This is a genomic window from Rhizobium pisi, assembly GCF_003938655.1.
Taxonomy (GTDB): domain Bacteria; phylum Pseudomonadota; class Alphaproteobacteria; order Rhizobiales; family Rhizobiaceae; genus Rhizobium; species Rhizobium pisi.
In genome coordinates this window covers 25,685-47,424 of the sequence record NZ_RJJT01000034.1, presented here as the reverse complement: position 1 = coordinate 47,424, position 21,740 = coordinate 25,685, and the positions used below count along the sequence as shown (strand labels likewise).

Below are 21,740 nucleotides of genomic sequence, written 5' to 3'. Positions count from 1 at the left end.
CTCGTTGTGACAGGGGCAGGCATGCCTGCTCCGGCTGCCCGAGCATCAAGCCTTCCCTGGGGAGTGGAGAGATCCCCACTCCCCAGGCAGGAGCAGTTCGGCCTGCCCCTCTGGGAGAGCCCTCAGATCTTATAAATCCGCTTCCGCGTCCCCTCGAGGCGCGTGAGGATCGCCTTGCGCCGTTCGGGCTTGGCCATGAACTCCTGGAAGCCGACGAGGCCGGCCTGGGCCATGTCGGGATCGCTGTCGCGGTCGTAATATTGCGAGGCGCCCTGCACCGTCTTCATCGTCTCCACGGCGACGTTGACGAGCGGATCCTTGCTCGGCGGCAGGTCGTGGCGCGGCGGCACGTTGCCACCGGGCTCCATATAGATCGCCAGATTCTCCGGCTTGTAGAAATAAGCGAGGAAATCGCGCGCGCCCTGCTTGTTCTTGGCCTTGGCCGGAATATGGACCGAATTGACCGAGAACTCCTCGAAATGGCCGATCTTGGGGTCGAGCACCGGGAAGGTCGCATAGGTCAGCTGCGGCAGGTCCTCTTCGGTGAAGGCCGAGCGCAGGAAGGCCCCGAGGTTCATCATGCCGGCCTTCTTTTGCGCCAGCAGCGCCGCCGCCTCCTGCCAGCCGAAGGAGGTGTGGTTCGGCGTGAAGAAGCCCTTTGATATCATCGCCTCCCACTGGTCGAAGACCGGGGTCAGCGCCGGATCGAGATAGCTCATCTCGCCGTTCATCAGCGCCATGTGCCTGTCCAGCCCATTGATGCGCAGGTTCATCTGGTCGAACCAGCCGGCCGCCGGCCACAATTCCTTGGTGCCCATCGCCACCGGCGTAATGCCTGCCGCTTTGCACTTGTCGCCATAGGCCATGAATTCCTCGGCGGTCTTCGGCATCGTCAGCCCGTACTGCTCGAACACGTCCTTGCGGTAGAACATGCCCCAGAGCGTGCCGCCCGTGGGAAGGCCGTATTGCTTGCCGTTATCGGTGACGGCGCCGACCGTCGCACCGAACACGTCCTTGTATTTTTCCTTCTCGAAGAGATCGGAAATATCGTCGAACAGGCCGCGCTTGACGAAGGCGCGCATGCGGTTTCCCGAAAACCAGAAGCAAATATCAGGCGCGCCGGCGACGAGATAATTGCGAATGGCCGTCTTGTGGGCCTCGTGGTCCATATTGTTGATGACGACGTTGACGCCGGCTTCCTTGCCGAAACCAGCCGCGATCGTCTTCAGCGCATCGAGTGCGGCGGCATTGTTTTCGGACGAAATGATCGTGACGTCCTGCGCCTGCGCGATCGCGGGGATCGGAAAGCTGCCGACCGCCGTACCTGTGACGGCGGCTGCGGAAACCATGCCCGCCCCCTTCAGGAAGCTTCTGCGCGTGGTTGCCGGAAATTGCTTCGAAAATGCCATTGAATTCCTCCCAGTTGATCGATCAACACTGCCTGGCGAGCGGCCTCCTCCTTGGAACGCGCTCGCAGGCATTCAACGTGCCGATCCGTTCATGATCTCAGGCGTATAATCCGCTTGGCTCAGTTGATCGACGGCCGAACTTATGCATAAATCGAAACCGCCCGCAATAATTAATTTACAAAATTAAGGAATGCATCGTGAAGCTCAAAGGCGACCAGACCACGGCGAGAGCCATGAACCGACGCCTCATCCTCAACCTTCTCCGGCGCGAGGGGCCGCGCAGCCGTGCCGATATCGCGACGGTGATCGGCCTCAGCCCCGCCGCCGTCACCTTCGTCGTTTCAGATCTTCTGGAGGAAGGCATCGTCATCGAGGGCAAGACCGTGCCCGGCCTCACCGGCCGCCGGCCGATCCCCGTCGAGATCAATTACGAGCATTCGCTCGCCCTCGGCTTCAAGCTGATGGTGGATTCGGTGGAATGCGTGGCGACGGACCTTGCCACCAACCCCGTCGCCGCCATGCGCGTAAGCCTTGCCGACCACGATCCGGATGCCGTCGCCGACCTTCTGGCGGGCACCGTGCCTGAACTGGTGAAACTCGCCGGCCGGCCGAAAGCCAAGCTTGCCGGCATCGGCATCTCCATGCCCGGCGTCATCAACCACGAGCAGACCGCCTGCGTGCGCAGCCACCGTTTCCAATGGGACAACGTCCCCCTCGCCTCGCTGGTCGCAAGCCGCGTCCACGTGCCGGTCTGGCTGGAGGACGACACCAACGCCTATGCCATCGCCCAGCAGCTCTTCGGCCTCGGCCGCCAGCACCGCAACATGGCGGTGCTCGCCGTCGGCGTCGGCATCAGCTGCGCCCTCGTCATCGACGGCAAGCTTTATCGCGGCGCAAACGGTGCCGCCGGCAAGTTCGGCCACACGCTGTTCGAGGAGAACGGCCGCCTCTGCGAATGCGGCAAGCGCGGCTGCCTGATGGCCTATCACTCCGAACTCTCGATGCTGCGCCGCTGGCGCGAGGCGACCGGCAGCAGTGAGGAACTCGGCCTGCCCGAACTCTGCCAGGCGCTCGCATCAGGCGATGCCACCGCGACCGCCCTCGTCGCCGATTCCGGCCGCGGCATCGGCACCGCGCTTGCCAATCTCGTCAACATCACCGACCCCGAAGTCATCGTCGCCGGCGGCGAAGCCGTCTCCCTCGGCGACCCCTTCCTCATTCCGCTCCGCGAGGCGCTGGCCGCCCGCACCTTCCGCGCCGCGCCGCCGCTTTTGCCCGACTGGGAAGACAACTCCTGGGCCAGGGGTGCGGCCGCCCTGGTGACCCAGAAGATCTTCGACTTCGAGTCATCGGGCGGGGTGACGGATGTTGGGACGCTTGACGTGAGAGGCTCGACCTCAGCGGCTTGAGGGGTGTGACAGCAGGTTGGCTCTGTCAGGCAGGGCATGCCGTGCCGCCCCCTCATCCGCCTGCCGGCACCTTCTCCCCGCTGGGGAGAAGAGATTCGCGGTGACGCCTCGCCTTTGGTCTACCGCCATGGCTTGAATGTGTATTCGACAGTGCCACAAGTCTCTTCTCCCCTCGGGGAGAAGGTGCCGGCAGGCGGATGAGGGGGCTACGGTTGCCGTCGAATGTTGGTGGCCGGTTGCATTTCGCTCTCACGCGACTAGTTTTTATACCGAGCCCCAGAAAAACGACCGCGAGCAAGCCATGTGCCGAAACATAAAACCTCTGTTCAATTTCGATCCGCCAGCAACGGATGAAGAGATTCATGATGCCGCGCTTCAGTTCGTGCGGAAGCTGAGCGGAGCGGCCAAGCCGTCGAAGCGCAATGAAGCCGCGTTCGAACGCGCGGTCAGTTCGATCGCTGCCTGCGCCCGCGAACTGCTCGATTCAATGGAGACGTCTCAACCGCCTCGCGACCGCGAGGAAGTCGCGGCGAAGGCGCGCGCGAGGACCGCGATGCGGTTCGCGTAAGAAGGTCCCGCCCTCACGGGAAAGTCAGTGCAGATACACTGGCTTACAAAAATGCGGGTTTCCCGACACATCCCTGGTTCAATCATCGAGTGAAATCCCATTGCGGCCGATGAGCCGAGAATGGTCGAGTCAGGAAGGATGACACGATGAAAACGATCCAGGTTATAGCGCTCGCCCTCGCTCTCGGCACCGCCGCGGCAGCGCATGCCGAACAGCCGCTGCAGCGCACCGATCTCGTGAAGAACGATATCGATGTGGCCGGCCACGAAGCCGTTCAGGTGCGCGTCGATTTCGCGCCCGGCGTTCTCGCGCCGAAGCATTCGCATCCTGGCGAAGAGATCGCCTTCGTCATCGAGGGCACGCTGGAATACCAGCTCGAAGGCCGGGAGCCGGTGACCCTCAAGGCCGGCCAATCCCTGTTCATTCCCTCCGGCACCGTCCACTCCGCAAAGAACGTCGGCAACGGCAAGGCGTCGGAACTGGCGACTTACATCGTCCGCAAGGGTGAGCCGCTGGTCGTGCCTGCCAAGTAAGCTGCTTGGGGTTGGCGTCGCTGACATTCAAAGGTGTGCCGTGTGGCCCCCTCATCCGGCTGCCGCCACCTTCTCCCCGCTGGGGAGAAGGGACGCGTGGCGGCGCCTCGCTTCGATCTACCGCTTGCTTCAATATGTATCCGGCGGTGCGTCATCCCCTTCTCCCCGGCGGGGAGAAGGTGGCGGCAGCCGGATGAGGGGGCTGCACGGCACAACGTTAGCCAACACTCTTCCCTAATCCCTCATCCCCAAACAACACCCTCAAAACTCATCCCACTGACCGCTCGCCAGCGCGGCATTGCCTTGCGCCTGATACGCCTTGCCGACCTTGGCCCTGAGTTCGCGCGCCGGAGAGCCCGCATCCGCAGGTTTTGCCGGCGCCGGTCGCCGCGCCTGGGAGGCGGACGTCTTTTCGATGTTGAATAGGCTGAGCATGTCGGCGATGCGGCCGATCTCGCGCACCAGCGCGTGGCTTGCGGCCGTGGATTCCTCCACCATGGCGGCGTTCTTCTGCGTGCCCTGGTCCATGGCGTTGACGGCCATGTTGATCTCGGCGAGCGCGGTTGCCTGCTCGCGCGCGGCTTCGACGATCGAGCCGATGTGGCGGTCGATCTCCTTGACCTCGTCGGCGATGACGGTCAGCGCCTCTCCCGTCTCCCCGACCAGCGAAACGCCGGTCTTCACGTGCTCGCCCGAGGTGTTGATCAGTGCTTTGATCTCCTTGGCCGCCTTGGCCGAACGCTGGGCAAGCTCGCGCACCTCCTGGGCAACGACGGCAAATCCCTTGCCGGCCTCGCCGGCGCGCGCGGCCTCGACGCCGGCGTTCAGCGCCAGCAGGTTGGTCTGGAAAGCGATCTCGTCGATGACGCCGATGATGCTTGATATTTCGCGTGAGGAGCTGTCGATTGCGCCCATGGCCGTCACCGCCCGCTCGACGATCCGGCCGGATCTTTCCGCACCGGTGCGCGCCTTGGCGACCAGATCGCCCGCCTCTTCCGCGCGCCGGCTGGAATCCCTGACCGTCGTAGTGATCTCTTCGAGTGCGGCCGCCGTCTCCTCGATCGAGGCGGCCTGCTGCTCGGTCCGCCTAGCGAGATCGTCGGCCGCCGAGCGGATCTCCTGCGCTCCCGCGTTGATCTGCGCGGCGGCGGAATCGATCTCGCGGATCGTGCCCGTCAACTGCTCGAGCGCGTTGTTGAAATCATCGCGCAGCCGGTGATAGGCGGCGGGCAGCTCATCGGTGATGCGGTAGCTGATATCCTTGGCGACGATCGCGGCCATCGCCTTGCCGAAGCAATCGCTCACCAGCTTCTGTTCGCTAGCGATCGCTTCCGCCTGCGCCTTCTGCTTGGCGATTTCGGCCTCGTCGATATAGACCGAGATGGCGAGATCCATGTCGAGCATCGCGGCCTTGACCAGGCTCGCGAGCGCCTTGCCGAACTCCGCCGGCTTCATGCTCTTCCGGGAAAACATCCCCTGGGGGAACATCTCCTCGACGGCGCTCCGGATCAGATGATCGACGATGATGGCGTAGCCGCCGATATACCATCTCGGCTCCAGGCCGATGCGGGCGTGCACGGTGCCGATGGTGCGGACCTTGCCGACGTAATCCTCGCTGAAATTGCCGTCGGAAATATGGGCCCAATGCCCCAGCTGGGCGCCCTTGGCCCGGGCGATGTGATCGTCGGAGGAAAAGAAGCGTTTGACTTCGGGGCTGTTGCGCAACTGCGCATAGAATTTGTCGAGACCATGCGGCAGTTCCCGCGCGATCAGAGCTTTCAGTGAACGGATGCCGGCGCGCCCCTCTTCGTCGAGCCCCATGAATTCGAGGCGGCGTTCGATGTTCTGGCCTTGCGCGGCGGCATCAGCCTGCCCGGAAGCGGCGCGCTGATGAGAGTGGAGACCGGTATGCGCATGGGAATTGTTCTGCATTGATGCCCCCTTGGAAACGGAATTCGGTAAACGATGCGGAGCGGGAATCCATCCCCGAAACCCTTGTTCCTGCAGCCTGTCATGCAGTCCCACGCCCGTCAGCTAAGATCGAATTGATGGCCCTATGGTTTCCAAGAGGTAAATGGCCTCGACAGGCCGGCACTCTTCGTGCGCGCATTGGATAGAAGTGCCGGTTTCGGATATCGTCTCGGCGCAATGCTTCCGCTACAAGAGATGATCGTCCGATCGGATGCTATACAGACTGCAAAATGAGTTGCATTTCAACAACTTAGATCCGCACCCGCAAGTTGCAGCGACTCACCCTTTTTCGTTCGCCACGCCTCCATCGAAATCGAGTTTTGCTCGAGATCGGCGCCAACTTGGCAATGGCGTCCCGTTGAGATCCGGCGACGTCATCCGCGCCGGCGGCTCCACCCATATCAAGCGCGCGGCCCAGACTCCGCTCGACATGGTTCTCGAGGTGACGCGACGGCAAAAGGCCGGGGCGATGGAAACCAAGGCATCCCCGGCCCGAGCGGCGCCTTCGCGCCAGATCAAGCGACGCCGGCCAACCGCAGCAACTCGTCATTCTCGTCTGCAACACCCTCCGTCAGCCGGGCGGCGGCGATCGGGGCAAGCCAGGCCAGGATGGCGCCGACCTCGGCGCCTGACATCGCAGCATAGGTCTCGACATAGTCCATCGCCCGTTCCGGCACCGCATGGCGCAGCAAGAGATAGGTCCGGCAGACATCGGCCAGCGGATTGCCGCAGCAGGCGTCGAGCCAATCGACGATCATGGCCGCCTGCCCCGCGCCGTGAATGTTGAAGGGGTGAAAATCACGGTGGCAGACCCTGTCGCCATCGGGAAGAGATTCCAGTTCCGACAGAAGCCGGTGTCTCGACGAAGCATCTAGGCCCTCGGCCCGCCGGATCGCGGCCTAAAGCCTTGCCGTCAAAGACGGCAAACCATCGTCGGACTGTTGGTGAAGTCTCCGATGCAACTGCGCCATCTCCTCAAACGGCGCACATGCGGACACGAACCGTTCGGCAAAACAGGAACCGGGCGCGCGGTCCATCACCACGCCCCAACGCCCGTCGAACTCTCCAACCGCATGAACCTTTGGCGCCGGCAGCGAAAGCCTTTCGACGATCGCAAGGTTTGCCCCCTCCCTGAACGCCGACGCCTTGGCGGCGGCGTGCTTGTAGAGCTTGAGCGCCAGCGCGCCATATTCGAAGACCTCAGCCTCCTTGCCCGAGCCAAGCAGCCGGCCGATTTCGGTCATTGCGGTGCCTCCGGTTTCTGAGTTCAGGACTAGGGCGTGGGTGGTCCCGAGAAAAGATCCTGCTATTTTAGATCGGATGGCCTTTCACCGCCCGGACAGACGGCTGGTCTGGGGCGTTGACGGGGCGCCTATTGTTGGGGGGCGGAATGGATCGTCTCGACGCAATGCGGGTCATTCTTGCGGTCGTCGATGCCGGCAGCCTGTCGGCGGGCAGCCGTAAGCTCAATGCACCGCTTCCCAGCGTCAGCCGCAAGGTCGCCGAGCTGGAACGGCATCTTGGCACCACGCTCATCGTTCGCACCAGCCGGAATATACAGCTGACCAGCGCAGGGCGTGATTATGTCGAGGCGGCGCGGCGGATCGTCGCCGATCTCGACGAGGCCGAGCGGCGCGCCTCGGGCGAGTACCAGACGCCACGCGGCGAACTGGCGATTACCACCTCGGTCGAATTCGGCGCGCGTATTGTCCAGCCGATCGTGCTTGCCTTCATGGAGCAATATGCCGATGTCACGGTCCGCTTCCTTGCCGTCGATCGGATGGTGCATCTGATCGACGAGCAGGTCGACATCGCCATTCGCCTCGGGCCTCTCGCCGACAGCGCGCTCCATGCCGCCAGGGCTGGCAACTATCGAATGCTGACATGTGCAAGTCCCCGCTATCTCGACCGGCGAGGAACGCCGCAACATCCGCTCGAATTGATTGACCATGACGGCATCCTCTTCGGCAATCCCTCCAAATTCTGGACCTATCATGTCGGCGGCGACGAACTGGTGGCGGCCCCGTGCACGAGGCTTTCGGTCAGCACGGCGGCCGGCAATCTGATGGCGGCGCTCAGCGGCGTGGGGATCGCACGCCTGTTCGATTATCAGCTGCGGGATGAATTCCAGTCGGGCGCGCTCGTCCCGATCCTGACCGAATATGACGGCGAAGCGCGGCCGGTGCACATCGTCTATACTAGACAAGGACTGCTTCCGCTGAAAGTGCGCGCCTTCATCGACTTTGCAGCGCCACGATTGCGCGCCGCCTGCTGCGGGGAATCGGCCGGGCCACTGGAGCCATACGGCTCTCACGAAAGCTCAGAACAACTCTAATCCCTTGTTTTGCGCACTTCCGGGCATAATCGCCTCGCGCTTGTCTGGAGTTGCATGGGGCCTGGAATTGGTTGGGGCCTGAAATTGCATGGGGCTTGTCGGATTCGAGAGCCTGACTCTCGCATTCCCGTTCTACCAGCTGCGGGGTGCTGCCGCTTATCTTCGGCATCACAAGGCCGGCCGGCACGTAGACGCTCAGGGCGACCTCTCAGCAACCGCCAAGAACCAGGAATAATGACATGCCGCAGCATAGGCAGCAGCCGAAGGTCGATATCGGTTCCATCGCGATCGATACCGACATCACGCTCCGCAGAATGGTCATCCATCCCGAGGAGTCGAAAGGGACCGTGCTCCTTCTGCACGGCTTTCCAGAAACCCTCCACGCGTGGAAGGACATCGCGCTTGCGCTCGCCGACGATTATGAAGTCCACGCTTTCGACTGGCCTGGCTTCGGGCTTTCGTCGCGCCCGCCGGCCGATCGTTTCTCCTATGCGCCGCGGGATTATGCACGCGTCGTGAAGGACTATGTCGATCGCGCCGGCATCGACCGGTCGACGCTCACCATCTACGCGACCGACATCAGTGCTCTGCCGGTTCTCCTGCTTGCGCTGGAGGAGCCCGGCATCGCGAGATCGCTCATCGTCGGCGACTTCGCGCCCTTCGACCGGCCGGCTTATATGTGGGAGAACCTCCAGGCGCTGAAGTCGAAGCCCGCCTCCGATCAGGTTCGGGCCTTCATGAACGCCAATCGCGAGAAGATTCTCGCAAATACATTCTGGCGCGGTCTTCCGAAGCAGGCCCACTACGAATTGTCACGCGAATTCCGGGACGACATGGCACTCGGCTGGAGCCATGGCGAAATGACCTCGGTGGACGCCTTCTATCACTATTACTCCCATTTCACGCGCGACCAGGATTATTTCGAAGCGAATCTGGCAAGGCTCGCGACGTCAGTGACCGTGGTCTGGGGCAGCGAAGACCTCTACATCAAGAAGGAAATGGGGATCGAACTCGCGGATCGGATCCGGGCGGACCTCAGGCTTCTCCCCGGCATCGGACATTACCCGCATCTGCAGGCTCAGAAGCAGACAATCGAAGAAATTCGCGCCTCCTTCCGATGATCCCCAACCAAAAGTGAACATCATGAACACCATCGTGAAAGCCGCGGCCGTTCAGATCAGCCCCGTGCTCTACAGCCGTGAAGCGACCGTCGAAAAGGTCGTCCGGAAAATCCATGAGCTCGCCCGGAAAGGCGTGCAGTTTGCCACTTTCCCCGAGACCCTGGTGCCCTACTATCCCTACTTTGCCGCGGTCCAGACGCCGTGGCAGCAGCTCTATGGCACCGAGTTCGCAAGGCTGCTCGACCAGGCAGTGACGGTGCCCTCTCTAGCGACCGAGGCGATCGCCAAGGCGGCGCGGGAGACGGGCATGGTGGTGTCGATCGGCATCAACGAGCGCGACGGCGGCACCCTCTACAACACGCAATTGCTCTTCGATGCCGACGGCAGCTTGATCCAGCGCCGCCGCAAGATCACGCCCACCCATTATGAGCGAATGATCTGGGGCCAGGGAGACGGCTCGGGTCTGCGTGCCGTCGACAGCAAGGTCGGCCGCATCGGGCAGCTCGCCTGCATGGAGCACAACAATCCGCTCGCGCGTTATGCGCTGATAGCCGATGGCGAAGAGATCCATTCGGCCATGTATCCGGGCTCCTGCTTCGGCGAGCCTTTTGCGCAAAAGATGGAAATCAATATCCGCCAGCATGCGCTGGAGTCCGGCTGCTTCGTGGTGAACGCGACGGCCTGGCTCGACTCCGCCCAGCAGGCTGAGATCATGAACGACACCGGCTGCGCAATCGAACCGATCTCTGGCGGCTGCTTAACCACGATCGTCGCGCCCGACGGCAGCCTGCTCGCCGAACCGCTGCGTGAGGGCGAGGGCGAGATCATCGTGGACCTCGACTTCACGCGGATCGACCGGCGCAAGCAGGTGGTGGACATGCGCGGCCATTATGCCCGTCCGGAATTGCTCAGCCTGCTGATCGACCGCACGCCTGCTGCCTATGCCCATGAGCGTGCCGCGCATCCGGCAATCGATGCCGGGCACGGCACGAACGTCTGCTGATGCGGCGGCACCGCGCCCGACCAAACCGATCCCTCAACAATTATGCAGCAGCCAGTCATCCCGCCCGCGGAAACGGTGTTGCCATGAAAGGATTCGACATGACCTCGAAGATATTGCTTGGCCTTACAGCCTCGCTGCTGGCGCTCGCACCCTTGCCGGTGCTGTCGCAATCCGCCGCTCCGGCTGCCACGGCACAGGTCTCGCAAACCGATCCCTTCGCCGACGTCGTGCATCACGTCGCCCGCGTGAATGGCGTGCGTTTTCACTATGTGGTCGCTGGCTCGGGCGAACCGGTGGTGCTGCTTCCCGGCTGGCCGGAAAGCTGGATTGCGTGGCGGAAGATGATCCCGCTGCTGACCGCCGCCGGGCGGCAGGTCTATGTGATCGAGCCGCGCGGTTTCGGCGACAGCGACAAGCCGCAGACAGGCTATGACCTCGATACCGCGGCCCGTGACCTGCACGATTTCTTCACGGCGACCGGGCTGAACCGCCCCGGCGGCGTCGACATCGTGGCGCATGATGTCGGCACATGGATCGCCCATGCACATGCCGTCACCTATCCCGGCGACGTCAAACGGCTCGTGCTGTCCGAGGCCCCGATCCTGGGCGTCTCGCCGCTGCCGTCGGGCGTTCCGAGCGAGGCGCTGAACCTCAAGCTCTGGCAATTCGACTTCAACCGGCTGCACGACCTTCCCGAAGTGCTCGTGCAAGGGCATGAGCGCGCCTATCTCACCTGGCTATTTCAGACCAAGAGCACGCGCAACTATGCGATCGAGCCCGCGGCGATCGACGAATATGTCAGGGTGTTCTCCGCTCCCGGCGCGGCGCGTGGCGGGTTCGAATGGTATCGTGCTGCTTTCAGCCCCGAAGGGGTCGCGCGGGAGGAAGCACGCGCCAAGCTGCGGTTGACGATGCCGGTGCTGGCACTCGGCGGTGGTGATGGACTTGCCGACAGGCTGCACGCTGCCGTCGCGACGATCGGCGATCATGTCGAGGGCGGTGCGCTGCCGGGTTGCGGGCACTTCCTGCCGGAAGAATGCCCCGATGAGTTCACGAACTCGGTCCTCGCCTTCTGGCAGAAAAATCCCTGATGGGGCGCAGCGGCGCTGGCCTTCCCCAAACGGTCAGCGCTCACGTGCATAGCAAGCTGGCGGAAAGCAGTGCCCGCCGAAACGGCAGGCCAAACCTCCGGCTTGTCTTCATTCGCGGCGGCATTTGCAGGGGACAACAGAACGAGGCTGGCAAACAACAAGATTGAAATGAATGGCCCAATCAAAAAACAACGAATGAAACCACGCATGATAATTTCTACTTCCCCAATAAAATCTCCCTTCGCGCACCTGGAGTCATAGAAGTCTTTATGTTTTTGCTGCGGCGAAATTCGCCGGTCCCAAATAGATTCCTCACCGCCCCAAAATTCTTGCCGCCAAACCAAAGCAAAACCCACCACCTCTCCGTGTCATCCCCTTGCCGTGCACCCGCCCACCGCCTATCCTCCGACCGGCGGTCGCGCTCCGATTCAGGAGCTGCATTTGGGGGAACCGCAAGGGATTGACGATGCTTCGTATGTTGACCGGATTTTTCAGCCTTCTTCTATTGTCGTGCCTCGCCTCGCCGGCCCTTGCGTCGGATGAGTTCTGCCCGCAAAGAGAAACAATCCTCGCCTTCAGCGATATCGTGCTTGCCGATTGGGCCACCTTCGCGCCATCGGCTCCCTACAGGTATGGCGCCGAGGCCGCCTATCTGAAGATCCGCTATACGCCGCTTCCCGACGAGCAAATCCCCGTCCTGCTGGCAAACCTGCTTCAGCAAAACAAATACGCGTCCGTCGACGATCTCGCCGGGGCTTGGTACTTGCACCATTTCGGCTACAAGGCCATTCAAGTCTCGGCTGGCGCGAAATTCGACCAAACCTTTTCGGGTATTGGCATATCCGGCATCCGAGCGCTGCTGCTGCAGGAAGGCGGCGAAGACGTGCTGATGAAGCACTTCGCCGCTACTCCCTTCATGCCGCTCAACGATTCGGGCCAAGCGTTCACTGTTGAGGGCGGCATCGTTGCCGCTGCCATCGCCGATCAGCCGGACGAATTCAAGGAGAGGGTCGTCCAGGCGGCGGAAGCCCACGGCTTGAATGATATCGCAAACTCCGTCTCCGCCAGCGAAACCGATCCCCTGGCATGGCATCGATTCATGGCGCGCGGCGGGGCAAAGGACAACCTGGACAAGCTGACCTACTACGCCAATTTTGCGGGGGCCATGGTCGGCCATCCCAGGGTCAAAGCGGCTAAAACGCTCAAGGAGGAGCGGCTCCAGCGAATCATGGCGGGCGCAGCGTTCGAGCCCCAGGAGAGCTTTCTGCAGCACATGAGGGCAGTTGACCGCGAGGACGAGATCGCGGCTCGCGTTGCTGAGCGTCTGGTCCTGTCAATGTTGGATAAGGGCGTGGTCAGGAGGAGCGGCACGATGGATGCCGCGTGGCTGTTTGAATATCGAGCCGCCGTGGCTCTCTCCGGGCGATCGGCGATCGAGACGACTTTCGACTCCAGACCCTATGACGGCAATCGCTACGTCAGGACATCAGCTGTCTTCACCGTCCGCAATGTCATAGATCGCCTGCTCGCCGTCGAAACGCTGCAGCCTTACCTCACAGGCGAAGCCGATACCATACCGCCAAAACCCGAGGATTTATCCAACAAGATCGACTGGCCGCGCTGGACCGAGATGGCAGCCAAGGTTCGCGATGGCGCCGTCTCGCCGATCCTCGCCGCCGATCTGGAAACCTTCGGCATCGTCACGGAACTTCTCCTCGCCAAGGGCGATCAGGAGGCTTTGCGGGCCTTCGTCCAGCAGGCGCCGAGCGGTGAAGCCCGCCTCTCCGTCGCCAATGACTTCGCCATGCGCCTCGCCCGCGCCTGCGCCGCCTATCTCTACCATCCGGGCGAAGCCTTCACGCTCAACGGGCGTCCGATCTTCAAATTCGATACGCCATGAAGGAATGGGCTGTGCCAAACAGCCGAACCAGGAAATACGTTGCCGGGCGGTAATGCTCAGTTAAGGGGATAGATCATGCGCCTTAACCAAGTGACTGTTACGATGCCTGACCTGGATGCGGGTTGGAACTTCTACCGCACGCTCGGTCTCAAACCCGTCGTGGACGCCCGCCCCCGCTATGCGCGTTTCGTCTGTCCTGATGGCGACAGCACCTTCTCCCTCCATCAGGGCGAGAGTGGCGGCGGCGGAACCACGGTGTATTTCGAGTGCGAGAACCTGGACGAGACGGTCAGCCGACTGAGCAGTGCCGGCCTTCGCTTCGCGAGTGGACCTGAGGATAAAAGCTGGCTCTGGCGCGAGGCGGAATTATCAGATCCGGGCGGCAACCGTATCATCCTCTATTATGCCGGACAGAACCGCATCGAGCCGCCCTGGCGGGTGGATGTGCGATAACACGGAAACCGCCGCGCCTTTCGCAAATACGCGAGCCTGGACCAATCCCACAGTGATGAGAGGTTGTCATGTCTATCGCTACCTTGCCTGCGCCGCCTTATTATGTGGTCTGCTTCTCCTCGCAACGAACGGAGGTCGAAGACGGCTATGGTGAAATCGGCGCCGTCATGGTGGACCTGGCGAAACAGCAGCCCGGCTTTCTCGGTTTCGAAAGCGCTCGCCGGCCGGATGGTTTCGGCATCATCAACTCCTATTGGCAGGACGAGGAGAGTATCCGGGCCTGGAAAGCCGTCGTCGATCACGTCGAAGCGCAACGCCGGGGCCGCGCGGATTGGTACTCGCGTTACGAAATCCGGGTGGCGCTCGTTCAAAGAGCCTATGGATTCGATGGAACGCACGCCAAGGAGTAGCCTTTCGCACCGGATGGGAGGTCGTGATGTCCGACCACTGTGAGGTTCTTCAAGTCTGGATTGCCGGCCGGACGATACCAGTGAATTTCCGCATCACCGGATGACGGCGGGCTCCCACGACTGGCAACGGAGCCGACGTTCTGAAGTGGAAAGCAGCGCCCGGCCAAACGGCAGGCGCTGCCTCCCTCGCGAACATCGGGGCGTCGAACGTAACGCCTTACTTCTGCGGCTGCGCCGGCGGCGGGGTGCCGATCTTTTCCAGGACCTTTTTGGCGAGAGCCGGGTCGCTCTGCGCTGCCGTCAGGATCGACGAATATTCCTCGACGGAGATGTCGTGAGAGGCCTGGACGGTGTCGACCATCTGCTTCTTGGCCTCATCCTGCAGCTTTTGCTTGGCAGCCTCATCCTTCGTCGCGTCGATCTTGGCGGAATATTCCTGCCTGACCTTGTCGACCTGCAGATAGGCAACGGCAAAGGCCTCGAGTTTCTGATCGCTGACGGGCGCGGCCGCCCCGTTGCTGCCCGCCTGTCCCTGCACCGGCGCCTGGCCTTGGGCGGGCTGCTGCGCCTGCGCCATTTCAACGGCCGATGCCGGGCTGAATGCAAGAAGGCTGAACACCGCGGCGGTCATCGTTGCGAGGGATGTATAACGAGTGATCATTTTCATTCCTTTTCCGGTGATTTGAACGGCGGCAACACCGCCTCGGTCGATCGCTCAGCCTCTCACAGGCTGGCGAGGTCGCGACGATGAAGCCTGAAATGGGCTCGATGCGGCGATAACGGGGTTATTTGCTGACGATTGAGCGGCAGCTTTGTGACCGGCGACCGGAGCTCAGCGACTAACGCGCAAACCTTCGCGCGCCCATCACGCAGAAGATGACGGCGACCGTCACGCCGAGCATCGCCCACGTCACCGGCTCGTGCAGAAGGGTGGCGGCCACCGCCAGGCCGAAGAAGGGCTGGAGCAGCTGCAGCTGGCCGACGGCGGCGATGCCGCCTTGCGAGAGGCCGCGATACCAGAAGATGAAGCCGATCAGCATGGAGAACAGCGAGACGTAGCCAAGGCCGACGAGCGCCGGCGTCTCGATCCCGGCGAAACTCGCCGGCCGGTAGAGGAATGCGACCGCGATCATCACCGGCAGCGACAGCACCAGCGCCCAGGAAATCACCTGCCAGCCGCCGAGCGTGCGCGACAGCTTGCCGCCTTCGGCATAACCGAGGCCACAGACGAGGACGGCCGCCAGCATCAGGAGATCGCCGGCCGGCGAGGCCCTCAGCCCTTGCGCCACGGCAAAACCCGCCACGATCGTGCTGCCGAGAATGGAGAAAATCCAGAAGGCCGGCTTCGGCCGTTCGCCGCCGCGGATCACCCCGAAGGTCGCCGTCGCAAGCGGCAGGAGGCCGATGAAGACGATCGAATGGGCTGATGTGACATGCTGCAGCGCCAGCGCCGTGAGCAAGGGAAAGCCGACCACGACGCCGAGCGCGACGAGGGCAAGGGAGAGGATCTCGCGCCCCGCCGGCCGCTTCTGCCGGAAGACGATCAGCAGGCAGAGCGCCAGCAGCCCCGCGATCGCAGCGCGCGCGACCGTCAGGAAAACGGGATCGAACTGCGCCACCGCCACCCGCGTCGCCGGCAGCGAGCCGCTGAAGATCACCACTCCGATCAAACCGTTGACCCATCCTGCCGTCATGCGTTCCATCTTGCGCTCCATGCGCGGCACGCCCTTCCAAAGGCATGCCGTCCAAAACCGCGCGGCGATCCTTGCGAGAACGAACATGCGCGAAAACAATGATCTAAGGCGCGTTACCTGAATCGGTTTCACAGCAACGCGCGACAATCCTTATCCGCCGGCACGGATGGTCATGACAGTGACGGTCTGATACGGTTTGGCAAAACTGTTATGGCTCTGGAAGCAGTACAGATGAACGAAGAGATGGCTGGGCGCACCCGCGTCGAGACTGTAATGGCGACGATCCGCCAGCGCATCGCCGGGCGCAGCCTGACGCCGGGGGCAAGGCTGCCCTCCGTGCGGGGCCTGGCGGCAAGCATGAAGCTGTCGACCTCGACCGTCGTCGACGCCTATGAGCGCCTGGTCGCCGAGGGCGCGATCCTTTCGAGGCCGGGTTCCGGCTTCTATGTCGCCAACCAGGCGGCGCCCTTCGCGCTGGCCGAGGCCGGGCCGAAGCTCGACCGGGCGGTCGACCCCTTCTGGATCTCCCGGCAATCGCTGGAGGCGGATGAAACCGATCTCAAGCCCGGCTGCGGCTGGCTGCCGCCCTCCTGGCTGCCGGGCGATAGCATGCGCCGGGCGCTCAGAACGCTTGCCCGCGCAGAGGGGGCTGCCCTTGCCGATTACAGCCCGCCGCTCGGCCTGCCGCCGCTGCGCCAACTGATTTCCCGCCGCATGGGCGAGCGCGGCATCGAAGCCTCGCCGGATCAGATCATGCTGGCCGATTCCGGCACGCAGGCGATCGACCTCATCTGCCGCTTCCTGCTCGAACCCGGCGACACCGTGCTGGTCGACGACCCCTGCTACTTCAATTTCCATGCGCTGCTGCGCGCCCACCGGGCAAAGATCGTCGGCGTGCCCTACACGCCGTCAGGCCCCGATCTCGAGCTTTTCGCCCACGTCGTCAGCGAACATCGGCCGCGGCTCTACATCACCAACTCAGCCATCCACAATCCCACAGGCGCAACGCTTTCCCCGGTCACGGCCCACCGGGTCCTCAAACTCGCCGACCAGTTCGATCTCACCATCGTCGAGGACGATATCTTCGCCGATTTCGAATATACGCCGGCCCCGCGCCTTGCCGCCTTCGACGGGCTCGAGCGCGTCATCCATATCGGCAGCTTCTCCAAGACGCTCTCGGCCTCCGCCCGCTGCGGCTTCGTCGCCGCCAAACCCGAATGGATCGACGGCCTCACCGACCTCAAGATCGCCACCTCCTTCGGCGGCGGTCGGATGACGGCCGAGCTGGTGCTGAGCGCCTTGAGCGACGGCGGCTACCGCAAGCATATGGAGACGCTGAGACACCGGCTGGCCCGGACGATGGGGGAGGTCGCAGCGAGACTGAAGGGCTTGGGCATCACCCCGTGGCTGGAGCCCCAGGCGGGAATGTTCCTCTGGTGCCGCCTGCCCGACGGCATCGATGCCGCTGACGTGGCACGGGCAGCCCTCAAAAAGCGGATCGTGCTTGCCCCGGGAAACGCCTTCAGCCTCTCACAGTCGGCGACGAACTTCATGCGGTTCAACGTGTCGCAGACGCTGGATCCCAGGGTGTTCGAGGTGTTGGGGGATGTGTTGGCGAGGTAGAGGGCCTGGCCCCCTCATCAGGCTGCCGCCACCTTCTCCCCGAGGGGAGAAGGGAGATGCCGAAATGTCTCGCCTCCACAAAGGCCGTTCTTAAGAACGAAGCTCCGCGCCTTGCTCCCTCTTCTCCCCTCGGGGAGAAGGTGGCCCGAAGGGTCGGATGAGGGGGCCGCACGGCACACCCCTCTCTTCATCACCCCACCCATCAAAACGACCGATTGTGCAAAGAAAACGGCACTAGTAATTGGCCTTCAGGAACGCGCTCATGGTCTCGGGCGCACGTCCGAGCATCCTCGCCAGCGTCGGGTCAACGGCGCTAAATTCCCCCGCACGAGCTGCGCGGTAATATCCCAGCATGACGGCAATGGAGCCAGCCGGCATGCCTGCGTTGCGCGCTGTCGCTTCCACGCTCTCCTCGCTCACAACTGTCCGTGCGATCGGCTTGCCCAGCAATCTGCCTGCGAGTTCTGCGATATCGGCAAGATCAAGCGCCTCGCTGCCCGTCAGCGGCGCGGTGGGGCCGTCGATCACCTCGTTCCCGGCGAGCAGGGCAGCATCGGCGGCCGCGAGGTCGTCATGCGTCGCCCATGCATCCTTGCCGTCTTCAGGACCTTCCAGCTTGCCCGCGTCGAAACCGCGTTTGTTCATCATCAGCGCACTTGCCGCATAGAAACCATGACGCATGGCCGTCCAGGCAATTCCCGACTCCGCCAGCATCGTCTCCGTGGCGGCATGATCTCGGCCAGGCGGGAAATGAGAAGTAGCGGAGCTTGACACCTGACTTGTGTAGAAAATGCGCTCCACGCCAATTTCGCGCGCGATACCTATGGCGATAGCATGCTGTTCCAATGGGTCGCCACCTGTTGCAGCGGCGTTGGATGAGATCAGGAGAAGACGCCTGGCACCGGCCCAGGCGTGGCGCAGACTGGCGGCGTCGCTGAAATCCCCTTGGCGCACGCGAACTCCGCTTGCCCAGATATCCGAAACTTTTTTCGGATCACGCACGCTGACGCCGATCTCGTCGGCAGGCACATGAAGCAGCAAGTTTTCCACGACCTTGCGGCCGAGTTTGCCGGAGGCACCCGTGACGATGAACATTGCTCTATTCCTTCAGTTTGATGCCATTGTTCGGACGATGGCTGCGGAAACCAACCTAATTGCAGTTCATTTCATTGATAATCGGCCAGATCTCGAATAGCCTGTTCTCCATGAAGAACAATGTGTCGCCGAACGACCTTCAGGTGTTTCTGACTGTGCTGAACGAAGGAGGTTTCCGGGCTGCAGCAAAACGGCTGGGCGTCGCGCCTTCGAAAATAAGCACGACGGTTTCGCGGATCGAGAAGCAACTCGGTGTGCCGCTTCTCCTGCGAACCACCCGGAGTATCCGGGCCACGGAACAAGGTCAGGCACTGGCAAGCCGCATCCAGCCTTTAATGATCGAAATGGACGCGGCTTGCCTGGAAACGACGCGCTCGGCGGACGTCGCACAAGGACGCTTGAAACTCAACGTTCCCGGTGCGGTCATGCCTGATATCCTGCCGCGTCTCATCGTGGAATTCCAGCAAAGGCATTCGAAAGTAGAAGTCGAGATCGTAGTGGAGAACAGTCTCGTCGACATCGTCGAGGCAGGATGGGACGCGGGCATCCGCTATGGCGGGTCTATCGAGAAAGACATGATCTCCATTCCGATTGGTCCTCGTCTCCAGCAGATGGCGCTTGCAGCGGCACCGTCCTACATCGAGGAGCACGGCCAACCTGAAAATCCAGCCCAACTGACGGACCATGACGCGATCCGATACAGGCTGCCCGGCGGACCGCTTCTTCCCTGGGCGTTGCGAAACGGAGACAAAACGGCAAATGTGAAGCCTTTGACGCGCCTGGTTCTGAGCGTGAACGCATTGAACACGGGATTGAGCTACGCCCGTGCCGGGCTGGGTATCATCGGCACGTTCCGCAACTGGCTTGACGATGACTTGCGTGCCGGGACCCTGGTTCCCGTATTGCCCGACTGGTGGGCTGAGCAGGAGGGGCCACGCCTCTATTATCCAAGGCGCTTCACATCCACGCCGCTGCGTGCATTCATCGATGTCTGCCGCAGCGAGGCCACGATGAGGTAAACCGCTGTCATTCGTCCGGCTCAGATCAACAGGAGCCTTTAGGACGGCACGGACAACGTGGTGACGGACACCGGTTACCCACGTCTCGTCCCTCGCCCTCAGGACGAGGCTCACCGCCGGCGCACGGAGTAAATTCGCCTGTACGTTCAAGAATTGCTTCAGCACAGGCGCGGATTTAGCCGTGCTGCCACTCCCCTTATCGGGCGAAAGCCTCGAACGGGTTGTCATGGGTCAGGCCTATCAGGGTTGCGTCGTCCACACCCCGCCGTTTCAGCTCGGGCAGCAGGACCGTGGAGAGATGGGTGTACGGCTTGGGCGTCCCGCCCATCGGCAGCGCCGGATCGAACCAGCCCCGGTCATGGCTGAGCAACAGGCGGTCGCCGCAGCCCACCTCCAGCGCCTTGATCACCAGCTCCGCCACCTCGTCATCTCCCGCCCGGCCGACATGGTCATATTCGATCCAGGCGCCTCGCTCGGCAACGGCGACATTATAGGCGAAGTCCTTTTCTTCCTGCGTGTGGATCGAGATGAACCTGTCGGCCCGATAACCTTCCGCCTCGATGATATCGAGCTGATCCATGACAACCCGTCCCCGGATCGTATGACTGCCTATGACGGCGTCAGTCTGTGCTGCGGCGCGCGCGGCTGCCCGCAGGATTTTCGTTTCGAGCGCCGTCATGCCGTCATCGCCGGCGCTGAGCTTGATCCAACCTGCCTGGAACCCGGTCTCGCCGATCTGCACCGTCAGCTCGCGCAGCATCCACGCCTCCATCTCCTGCTCGGAAGCATGGCGGACCCATTCCGGAATCCAGGGTTCACGGTAGTTGCCGGTGGGAACGACGATCGGAAAATCCGTCGCAAGCGACACGGCAAGATCGATATCCGCACGACGTCCGACGCCGCCCGTCGAGCATTCCACCAGCGCCGTCACCCCGAGCCTCTTGATCCGCTCGATTTCGGGCGCCATCAGTCGAACGACGTCTTCGATCTCGGCTTCGGCATAGCCGGGCTGGTCGGGCGTTCTGAGATCGACGAAGACGTGCTCGTGCGGCAGGATCATCCCAAGTTCGGATTTGCGCTTGGGCCCGAGCGTCGTGCGCAGATGTTTCAAACTCTTCCCCCCGGTCACGTCAACTCTGCGTCCAGCCCCCCGCTGGCGCGAAGCCTCGACACTGCCGCGAAACTAGATCGCCAAATGATGAAATCAATCGTTCACTGGCAGAGAGCGGCTGCGCAAGCGCTGTTTGGATGCCTGCCGTGCAGCCCCCTCATCCGGCTGCCGCCACCTTCTCCCCGAGGGGAGAAGGGATTTTGTCGCAGCGCCTCGTCTTACTCTATCGCTGCCGTTGAAAATATGCGCGACGGCGCGTCATTCCCTTCTCCCCTCGGGGAGAAGGTGGCCCGAAGGGTCGGATGAGGGGCTGCACGGCACCCGCCATCCAAAATAGCGGATGCAAGGTTCACCCGCACTCACGGCCGGCGCACGGCGCGGATCTTGCCGCTGCCGCCCCCGCCGCAGAAGAAGCGGTCGGCACCGTCGGATTCGAGGCCGGAAACGCCGAAGCCTTCGGGCATGTCGAGCCGCTCCAGCACTTCGCCCGTCTCTGGGTCGACGCGCCGGACGTCGCTTTCGTCGCCTTCCCAGGTGCCGTGCCAGAGCTGGCCGTCGACCCAGGTGACGCCTGTGACGACGCGGTTGGATTCGATGGTGCGCAGGATCTTGCCGGTCTCGGGATCGATCTGATGGATCTTGCGGCCGCGATGCTGGCCGACCCAGAGCGTGCCCTCGGCCCAGGCGAGCCCGGAATCGCCGCCATTGCCGGGGGCCGGAATGGTGGTCAGGATCCGGCCGGTCTTGGGGTCGACCTTGTGAATGACGGCCTCGGCGATCTGATAGAGGAATTCGCCATCGAAGGCCGTGCCGGCATGGGAGGCGACCTCGATGAAGCGCACCACCTCGCCGCTGTCGGGATCGAGCGCGTTCAGCCTGTCGCCAGAGGCGAACCAGACGTGCCGGCCGTCGAAAGTGACGCCGTTGACGCGGTCGGCCTCCGGAAAGGGTCCATATTCACGCAGGATCGTCGCAGCCGATTTCTTCATTTCTTG

The 21,740-nt window shown here is 62.7% G+C and carries 21 protein-coding genes; 12 read left to right on the top strand and 9 right to left on the bottom strand.

What is annotated here, in order from left to right; all coding sequences use genetic code 11:
* Window positions 1-122 precede the first annotated feature (122 nt).
* Window positions 123-1,409: an ABC transporter substrate-binding protein gene (locus tag EFD55_RS30575; protein WP_125850532.1), complete on the bottom strand. Its 1,287-nt coding sequence runs from the start codon at window positions 1,407-1,409 to the stop codon at window positions 123-125.
* 197 nt (window positions 1,410-1,606) lie between these two features.
* Here EFD55_RS30575 and EFD55_RS30570 point away from each other — a divergent pair, with 197 nt between their 5' ends.
* The 3 genes from EFD55_RS30570 to EFD55_RS30560 all read left to right on the top strand — a co-directional run bounded on the left by EFD55_RS30570 (window position 1,607) and on the right by EFD55_RS30560 (window position 3,919).
* On the top strand, window positions 1,607-2,818 hold the full coding sequence (locus EFD55_RS30570; RefSeq protein WP_125850530.1) for an ROK family protein: 1,212 nt from the start codon (window positions 1,607-1,609) through the stop codon (window positions 2,816-2,818).
* Window positions 2,819-3,119: 301 nt separating this feature from the next.
* Window positions 3,120-3,386: a DUF2277 domain-containing protein gene (locus EFD55_RS30565; RefSeq protein ID WP_125850528.1), complete on the top strand. Its 267-nt coding sequence runs from the start codon at window positions 3,120-3,122 to the stop codon at window positions 3,384-3,386.
* Between the two features lie 146 nt (window positions 3,387-3,532).
* Complete coding sequence (locus EFD55_RS30560) at window positions 3,533-3,919, top strand: cupin domain-containing protein (RefSeq protein WP_125850526.1); 387 nt, start codon at window positions 3,533-3,535, stop codon at window positions 3,917-3,919.
* Window positions 3,920-4,180: 261 nt separating this feature from the next.
* Here EFD55_RS30560 and EFD55_RS30555 read toward each other — a convergent pair whose 3' ends face one another.
* The 3 genes from EFD55_RS30555 to EFD55_RS33975 form a co-directional block, all read right to left on the bottom strand.
* A complete protein-coding gene (locus EFD55_RS30555; RefSeq protein WP_125850524.1) occupies window positions 4,181-5,851 on the bottom strand; it encodes a globin-coupled sensor protein in 1,671 nt (556 codons plus the stop codon).
* A 554-nt stretch (window positions 5,852-6,405) separates the two neighbouring features.
* Window positions 6,406-6,738 (bottom strand): phosphotransferase, encoded by a 333-nt coding sequence (locus tag EFD55_RS33980; RefSeq protein ID WP_281040003.1) that lies wholly within the window; start codon window positions 6,736-6,738, stop codon window positions 6,406-6,408.
* 51 nt (window positions 6,739-6,789) lie between these two features.
* The gene (locus EFD55_RS33975) at window positions 6,790-7,134 is read right to left on the bottom strand and encodes a hypothetical protein (RefSeq protein WP_245438642.1); all 345 of its coding nucleotides are present in this window, start codon (window positions 7,132-7,134) and stop codon (window positions 6,790-6,792) included.
* Between the two features lie 146 nt (window positions 7,135-7,280).
* Here EFD55_RS33975 and EFD55_RS30545 point away from each other — a divergent pair, with 146 nt between their 5' ends.
* The 7 genes from EFD55_RS30545 (at window position 7,281) to EFD55_RS30515 (ending at window position 14,203) form a co-directional block, all read left to right on the top strand.
* Entirely contained in the window at window positions 7,281-8,225 is a 945-nt protein-coding gene (locus EFD55_RS30545) for a LysR family transcriptional regulator (protein WP_125850522.1), read from the top strand.
* 239 nt (window positions 8,226-8,464) lie between these two features.
* Window positions 8,465-9,346 (top strand): alpha/beta fold hydrolase, encoded by an 882-nt coding sequence (locus tag EFD55_RS30540; RefSeq protein ID WP_125850520.1) that lies wholly within the window; start codon window positions 8,465-8,467, stop codon window positions 9,344-9,346.
* Between the two features lie 22 nt (window positions 9,347-9,368).
* On the top strand, window positions 9,369-10,349 hold the full coding sequence (locus EFD55_RS30535; RefSeq protein WP_125850518.1) for a carbon-nitrogen hydrolase family protein: 981 nt from the start codon (window positions 9,369-9,371) through the stop codon (window positions 10,347-10,349).
* An 83-nt stretch (window positions 10,350-10,432) separates the two neighbouring features.
* Window positions 10,433-11,440, top strand: a complete 1,008-nt coding sequence (locus EFD55_RS30530; RefSeq protein ID WP_205909813.1) for an alpha/beta fold hydrolase — start codon at window positions 10,433-10,435, stop codon at window positions 11,438-11,440.
* Between the two features lie 475 nt (window positions 11,441-11,915).
* Window positions 11,916-13,340: a hypothetical protein gene (locus tag EFD55_RS30525; protein ID WP_125850516.1), complete on the top strand. Its 1,425-nt coding sequence runs from the start codon at window positions 11,916-11,918 to the stop codon at window positions 13,338-13,340.
* A gap of 75 nt (window positions 13,341-13,415) precedes the next feature.
* Window positions 13,416-13,793, top strand: a complete 378-nt coding sequence (locus EFD55_RS30520; RefSeq protein ID WP_125850514.1) for a VOC family protein — start codon at window positions 13,416-13,418, stop codon at window positions 13,791-13,793.
* Window positions 13,794-13,861: 68 nt separating this feature from the next.
* Entirely contained in the window at window positions 13,862-14,203 is a 342-nt protein-coding gene (locus tag EFD55_RS30515) for an antibiotic biosynthesis monooxygenase family protein (RefSeq protein WP_125850512.1), read from the top strand.
* Window positions 14,204-14,420: 217 nt separating this feature from the next.
* On the opposite strand, the gene EFD55_RS30510 is transcribed toward EFD55_RS30515, so the two are convergent.
* Both EFD55_RS30510 and EFD55_RS30505 read right to left on the bottom strand, forming a co-directional pair.
* A complete protein-coding gene (locus EFD55_RS30510; protein WP_125850552.1) occupies window positions 14,421-14,864 on the bottom strand; it encodes a DUF4168 domain-containing protein in 444 nt (147 codons plus the stop codon).
* A gap of 178 nt (window positions 14,865-15,042) precedes the next feature.
* A complete protein-coding gene (locus tag EFD55_RS30505; RefSeq protein ID WP_125850510.1) occupies window positions 15,043-15,906 on the bottom strand; it encodes a DMT family transporter in 864 nt (287 codons plus the stop codon).
* Between the two features lie 201 nt (window positions 15,907-16,107).
* On the opposite strand from EFD55_RS30505, the gene EFD55_RS30500 reads away from it, so the two are divergent.
* Window positions 16,108-17,520 (top strand): aminotransferase-like domain-containing protein, encoded by a 1,413-nt coding sequence (locus EFD55_RS30500; protein ID WP_125850508.1) that lies wholly within the window; start codon window positions 16,108-16,110, stop codon window positions 17,518-17,520.
* Between the two features lie 234 nt (window positions 17,521-17,754).
* Here EFD55_RS30500 and EFD55_RS30495 read toward each other — a convergent pair whose 3' ends face one another.
* Window positions 17,755-18,615, bottom strand: coding sequence for an NAD(P)H-binding protein (locus tag EFD55_RS30495; protein ID WP_125850506.1), 861 nt, complete (start codon window positions 18,613-18,615; stop codon window positions 17,755-17,757).
* Window positions 18,616-18,674: 59 nt separating this feature from the next.
* Here EFD55_RS30495 and EFD55_RS30490 point away from each other — a divergent pair, with 59 nt between their 5' ends.
* A complete protein-coding gene (locus EFD55_RS30490) occupies window positions 18,675-19,634 on the top strand; it encodes a LysR family transcriptional regulator (RefSeq protein ID WP_245438640.1) in 960 nt (319 codons plus the stop codon).
* Window positions 19,635-19,830: 196 nt separating this feature from the next.
* Here the strand turns inward: EFD55_RS30490 and EFD55_RS30485 are convergent, their stop codons facing one another.
* Both EFD55_RS30485 and EFD55_RS30480 read right to left on the bottom strand, forming a co-directional pair.
* Window positions 19,831-20,745 carry a phosphotriesterase family protein gene (locus tag EFD55_RS30485; RefSeq protein WP_125850504.1) on the bottom strand — a complete coding sequence of 305 codons (915 nt, stop codon included), beginning with the start codon at window positions 20,743-20,745 and terminating at the stop codon, window positions 19,831-19,833.
* Between the two features lie 359 nt (window positions 20,746-21,104).
* Complete coding sequence (locus EFD55_RS30480) at window positions 21,105-21,734, bottom strand: Vgb family protein (protein ID WP_125850502.1); 630 nt, start codon at window positions 21,732-21,734, stop codon at window positions 21,105-21,107.
* Between the last annotated feature and the right edge of the window lie 6 nt (window positions 21,735-21,740).